Source organism: Streptomyces glaucescens (assembly GCF_002154375.1).
GTDB lineage: Bacteria > Actinomycetota > Actinomycetes > Streptomycetales > Streptomycetaceae > Streptomyces > Streptomyces glaucescens.
In genome coordinates this window covers 1-5,478 of sequence record NZ_MUND01000611.1, presented here as the reverse complement: position 1 = coordinate 5,478, position 5,478 = coordinate 1, and the positions used below count along the sequence as shown (strand labels likewise).

6 protein-coding genes are annotated in these 5,478 nt (G+C 75.2%); 1 reads left to right on the top strand and 5 read right to left on the bottom strand.

Annotation, left to right across the window (positions count from 1 at the left end):
* Positions 1-19: 19 nt before the first annotated feature.
* Positions 20-838 (bottom strand): precorrin-4 C(11)-methyltransferase, encoded by an 819-nt coding sequence (cobM, locus tag CCN42_RS33030; RefSeq protein ID WP_086741087.1) that lies wholly within the window; start codon positions 836-838, stop codon positions 20-22.
* Between the two features lie 147 nt (positions 839-985).
* On the opposite strand from cobM, the gene CCN42_RS33025 reads away from it, so the two are divergent.
* Positions 986-1,714, top strand: a complete 729-nt coding sequence (locus CCN42_RS33025; RefSeq protein WP_086741085.1) for a ZIP family metal transporter — start codon at positions 986-988, stop codon at positions 1,712-1,714.
* A 20-nt stretch (positions 1,715-1,734) separates the two neighbouring features.
* Here the strand turns inward: CCN42_RS33025 and cobI are convergent, their stop codons facing one another.
* From cobI to CCN42_RS33005, 4 genes are all read right to left on the bottom strand, one after another.
* Entirely contained in the window at positions 1,735-2,466 is a 732-nt protein-coding gene (gene cobI, locus CCN42_RS33020; protein WP_086171386.1) for a precorrin-2 C(20)-methyltransferase, read from the bottom strand.
* Positions 2,463-3,821 (bottom strand): cobyrinic acid a,c-diamide synthase CobB, encoded by a 1,359-nt coding sequence (locus tag CCN42_RS33015; RefSeq protein ID WP_422641227.1) that lies wholly within the window; start codon positions 3,819-3,821, stop codon positions 2,463-2,465. The genes cobI and CCN42_RS33015 overlap by 4 nt, the downstream gene beginning before the upstream one ends.
* Positions 3,815-4,414 (bottom strand): cob(I)yrinic acid a,c-diamide adenosyltransferase, encoded by a 600-nt coding sequence (gene cobO / locus CCN42_RS33010; protein ID WP_086171382.1) that lies wholly within the window; start codon positions 4,412-4,414, stop codon positions 3,815-3,817. Before cobO ends, CCN42_RS33015 begins: the two co-directional genes overlap by 7 nt.
* On the bottom strand, positions 4,414-5,478 hold a 1,065-nt coding region (locus CCN42_RS33005), incomplete at its 5' end, for a vWA domain-containing protein (protein ID WP_143662102.1). The genes cobO and CCN42_RS33005, both read right to left, overlap by 1 nt.

The following is a 5,478-nucleotide window of genomic DNA, read 5'->3' as shown; positions in this document are numbered from 1 at the left end:
CCCGTGCCGATGACCGTGATCACGTCCGGGTACCCCGCGCGCGCAGCGCCCTGCGGGCCTCCGGGTCGGCCTTGCGGTACCCGTGGAAGTGCCCCGGGTGGTACAGGTGCGAGCGGGTGCCGTGCGCGTCCAGGGCCGGACCGACCAGGAACAGCGTGTGCTTCCACAGCTTGTGCTCCTTGACGGTCTCCTCCAGCGTGCCGATCGTGCACTTCACGACCAGCTCCTCCGGCCAGGTCGCCTGGTACGCCACGACCACCGGCGTCGTCGTCGGATAGCCGCCCTCCAGCAGCTCCCGCACCAGCTGCCCGCTGCGCGCCGCCGACAGGAACACCGCCATGGTCGTGCCGTGCTTGGCGAACTCGCGGACCTCCTCGCCCGGCGGCATCGGCGTCTTGCCGCCGCCCAGCCGGGTCAGCACCACCGACTGCGCGACCTCCGGGATGGTCAGCTCCCGCTGCGCCAGCGCGGCGACCGCCGAGAAGGACGACACGCCCGGCACCACCTCGGTGGCGATGCCGATCTCGTGGCAGCGGTCCAGCTGCTCCTGGGTGCCGCCCCACAGCGCCGGGTCGCCGGAGTGGATCCGGGCCACCTTCAGGCCCTCGGTGCGCGCCCGCTCGTAGACGGCGACCACGTCCTCCAGGGACATCGTCGCCGAGTCCAGGACCTGCGCGTCCTCGCGCGCGTGCTCCAGGACCTCCGCCTGGACCAGGCTCGCCGCCCAGATCACGATGTCGGCCTCGGCGATCGCGCGCGCGGCGCGAAAGGTCAGCAGGTCGGCGGCGCCGGGGCCGGCACCGACGAAGGTCACCTTGCCGGCAGGGGTGTCGGCCATGGGGTCGGTTCCTCTCGTACGGAAGTCAACGCGGGTTCAACGCGGGTTCGACACGGAAGCGGTGCGGGATCGAGCGGGTGCGACGCGTGCCCGGCGCGGGCCGGGCCGGACGTGCGCGACCCGCCGCCGATCGGATAGCAAGGGCACATGGCGGTCTTCGTCGCGCTCGGCGCGTTCCTGATGACGCTGGCCGGCGGCTGGACGGCACAGCGCGTGACCGACCGCCGCCATCTGGTGCTGGGCCTGGCCGGCGGCCTGATGCTGGGCGTCGTCGGCCTGGACCTGCTGCCGGAGGCGCTGGAGGCCGCGGGCACCGAGGTGCACGGCGTCCCGGCGGCCCTGCTGCTCTTCGTGGCCGGATTCCTCGTAGCCCATCTGGTGGAACGTCTGCTGGCGGCTCGTCAGGCGGCGCACGGCGCCGGGGAGCACGACGGCCGGACGCCCGAGGTGGGCCTCACCGCCGCCGCCGCGATGGTCGGCCACAGCGCCATGGACGGGGTCGCCATCGGCGCCGCCTTCCAGGTCGGCCACGGCATGGGCGTCGCCGTCGCGCTCGCCGTGATCGCCCACGACTTCGCGGACGGTTTCAACACCTTCACCCTGACGACCGTCTACGGCAACGCCCGCCGCCGCGCCGTCGCCATGCTGGTCGCGGACGCGGTCGCCCCGGTCGCAGGGGCGGCCTCCACGCTGCTGTTCACCATCCCCGAGCCCGTGCTCGGCGGCTACCTCGGCTTCTTCGGCGGCGCGCTGCTCTATCTCGCGGCGGCCGAGATCCTGCCCGAGGCCCACCACGAGCACCCGGCCCGCCCGACCCTGCTGTGCACGGTCGCGGGCGCGGCGTTCATCTGGCTGGTGGTCGGCATCGCCGAGTGACCGCCCGCCGGGACGGCGGCTCACAGCTTCCCGCCCCGCCCGCCGTCCCGGCGCGCGGGCGCGATCAGCGTCGACAGGTACGGCAGCGCGGCCCCGTCCAGCTCGGCGGCCGGCCGGATCGACTCCTCCGGCAGCCCCAGCGCGGAACCCCACACGGCACCGTCGAGCCGCCCGCTGTCGCGCAGCGCCTCGGCGACCTCGGCGGCCTGCCGCCCGAACTTGTACGCCACGACCGTGCCCGGCCCGTTCAGCGCGTCCTTCAGCACGGCCGCGCCCGCCGTCACCGGCACCAGCGTCAGCGGCTCGGTGCCCTCCGTCAGCACGGCGCCCGAGCGGGCCGCGAGATCCTGCATGGCGGTGATCCCGGGCACCGTCTCGACGACCGTGCCCGGCACCAGCCCGGCGACGGTCTGCGCGAGATAGGTGAACGTCGAGTACACGTTCGGGTCCCCGATGGTCGCGAACGCCACCGAACCCCGCGCCCGCAGCAGCTCCGCGACCCGCTCGCCGGCCGTGTCCCACGCTGCCTCGCGCCGTGCCCGGTCCGTCCGCTCGTTCAGCGCGAACACCACCCGGACGACCTTCTCCTCGGGCACGTAGTGCAGCACGGTCGCCTCCGCGCGCCCCCGCTCGCCCGTGTCCATGACCGGCACCACCACGACCTCGGCGGCCCGCAGCGCGTTCACGCCCTTCACGGTCACCAGCTCCGGGTCGCCCGGACCGACCCCGACCCCGATCAGCCTGCTGCTCATGACGTCCGGCACCTCTCCACGAACCGACGGGCGACACCGGGCTCGGACGCCCAGTGCGTGTGCAGATAACTCGCGTGCACACCGCGCTGTACGAAACCTTCGACGCGCCGCTCGGGCGCCCGCACCCCCCACGCCGGGGCCGCCCCGGCGCCGGGCTCGACGACCGTGCGGTGGAACTCGTGCCCCCGCATCCGCGTCCCGGCCGGCGCCAGCACACTGTCGCCCACGGCCACCGCGTCCCGGTAGCCGAGGGTCAGCCGCTCGCTCATCCGCGCGGAGGCGTCCAGCACCCCGCACATCGGCTGCCCGTCCAGTTCCCGGCACAGGTACAGCAACCCCGCGCACTCGGCGGCCACGGGGGCGCCGGAACGCGCCAGCTCGCCGACCGCCCCCCGCAGCGGCTCGTTGGCGGACAGCTCACCGGCGTACACCTCCGGGAACCCGCCGCCGATCACCAGCCCCGCCGTACCCTCGGGCAGCGCCTCGTCCCGCAGCGGATCGAAGGTCACCACCTCGGCGCCCGCGGCGGTCAGCAGCTCGGCGTGCTCGGCGTACGAGAACGTGAACGCCGCGCCACCGGCCACGGCGACCACGGGGCGCGTCCCGCCGGAGACCACCGGCGGCTCCCACTCCTCGCACGACAACGGGCCCGCACCGCGCGCCAGCCCCGCCAGCGCCTCCAGATCGCAGCCGGCCTCGACCTGCGCGGCCATCGCCGCCACGGCCTCCACCGCCGCGCCGCGCCGCTCGGCGACCGGCACGAGACCCAGGTGCCGCGACGGCGTGTCCACCTGCGGCGCCCGCCGCAGCACCCCGAGGACCGGCACCCCGGACGAGTCCAGCGCCTCCCGCAGCAGCGCCTCGTGCCGGTCGGAGCCGACCTTGTTGAGGATCACGCCGCCGATCCGCACCCGCGGATCCCAGGACGCGAACCCGTGCACCAGCGCCGCCACCGACCGCGACTGCGACGACGCGTCCACCACCAGCACCACCGGTGCCCGCAGCAGCTTCGCCACCTGCGCGGTGGACGCCAGCTCGCCCTCCCCGGCCGCCCCGTCGTACAGCCCCATCACACCCTCGACGACGGCGAGGTCACACCCCCGGGCGCCGTGCGCGAACAGCGGAGCGACCAGCTCCGGCCCGCACAGGTACGCGTCGAGGTTGCGGCCCACCCGTCCGGTCGCGAGCGCGTGGTAGCCGGGGTCGATGTAGTCCGGCCCCACCTTGTGCGGGGACACGGCGAGCCCCCGCGCGGCGAACGCGGCCATCAGCCCCGTGGCGACGGTGGTCTTGCCGCTCCCGGACGAGGGCGCGGCGACCACCAGCCGGGGAACGGACGAGGGGGGGTTCACCACTCGATGCCCCTCTGCCCCTTCTGCCCGACGTCCATGGGGTGCTTCACCTTGGACATGTCGGTCACCAGGTCGGCGAAGCCGACCAGCTTCTCCGGCGCGTTGCGCCCGGTGATGACGACGTGCTGGGTCCCCGGACGGTCGCGCAGCACCTGCACGACCTCGTCCGTGTCCACCCAGCCCCAGTGCATGGGGTACGCGAACTCGTCCAGCACGTACAGCCGGTACGTCTCGTCCGCCAGGTCCCGCTTGACCTGCTCCCAGCCCTCGCGGGCCTTCTCCTCGTTGTCCATCTGCGCGTCGCGCTGCACCCAGGACCAGCCCTCGCCCATCTTGTGCCAGGCGACGGTCCCGCCCTCGCCGGAGTCCCCGAGCACCCGCAGCGCCCGCTCCTCGCCGACCTTCCACTTCGCCGACTTGACGAACTGGAACACCCCGATCGGCCACCCCTGGTTCCAGGCGCGCAGCGCCAGCCCGAAGGCGGCCGTCGACTTGCCCTTGCCGACCCCGGTGTGCACGACGACGAGCGGCCGGTTCCGCCGCTGACGCGTCGTCAGACCATCGTCCGGAACCACACTCGGCTGTCCCTGCGGCATTACGCGGCCCTCCTCGTCACGTCCTTCACCAGACCGGCGATGCTGTCCGCGCGCAGCTCGTCCAGCGTCACCGCCGTACCGCCCAGCTCGGCGGCGAGCTGCCCCGCCAGCCCCAGCCGCACCGGCCCCGACTCGCAGTCCACGACCACCGACGCGACCCCCTCGGCCGCGAACAGCCGCGCGGCCCGCCCGGCCAGCGCCACCGGCTCGGGCCCACCGGTCGCCCGCCCGTCCGTCACCACGACCACCAGCGGCCGGCGCGCGGCGTCCCGCAGCCGCTCCACCCGCAGCACGTCATGCGCCTTCAGCAGCCCCGCCGCGAGCGGCGTACGGCCGCCCGTCGGCAGCGACTCCAGCCGCGCTGCGGCGGCGTCCACGGACGACGTCGGCGGCAGCGCCACCTCGGCCGCCGCCCCCCGGAAGGTCACCAGCCCCACCTTGTCCCGCCGCTGGTAGGCGTCCAGCAGCAGCGACAGCACGGCACCCTTCACCGCGCTCATCCGCTGCCGCGCGGCCATCGACCCCGAGGCGTCGACCACGAACAGCACGAGGTTGCCCTCGCGGCCCTCCCGGGTCGCCTGCCGCAGATCGTCCCGGCGGACCACCAGACCCGGCCCGGACCGGCCGCGCACCCGCTGATGCGGGGCCGCCGCCTGCACGGTCGCGGCCAGGTGCAGCTTGGTCAGCGTGCCCTGCGGCCGCCGGGCCCCGGTCGTGCGGCCGTGCTCCGTCCGCGCCCGCGAGCGCCGCCCCGCGGCACCCTCGCCGATGCCGGGCACGCTCAGCACCTTCGCCCGGAACGGCTCCGCCGCCCGCACCGCCGACTGCTCCCCGGCGCCCGACGGCTGCGGCTCGCCACCCTCCCCGGCCTCGGGCCGGAGGGCGGTGTGACCGCCCTGCGGCCCGGCGTCGTCGGGAGCCGGCTGCCCGCCCCGACCGCCCCCGCCGGGCCCGTCCGGGTCCGGATCCGGATCCGAGTCGTCCTCCCCGGAGAACTCCTCCAGGGTCTGGTCCAGCTTCTCCTCGTCCAGGCCGGGCGCGTCGAACGGGTTCCGGCGCCGCCG

Coding starts and splice junctions, on each gene's coding strand:
- cobM (WP_086741087.1), bottom strand. CDS start 838: ATGGCCGACACCCCTGCCGGCAAGGTGACCTTCGTCGGTGCCGGCCCC.
- CCN42_RS33025 (WP_086741085.1), top strand. CDS start 986: ATGGCGGTCTTCGTCGCGCTCGGCGCGTTCCTGATGACGCTGGCCGGC.
- cobI (WP_086171386.1), bottom strand. CDS start 2,466: ATGAGCAGCAGGCTGATCGGGGTCGGGGTCGGTCCGGGCGACCCGGAG.
- cobO (WP_086171382.1), bottom strand. CDS start 4,414: ATGCCGCAGGGACAGCCGAGTGTGGTTCCGGACGATGGTCTGACGACG.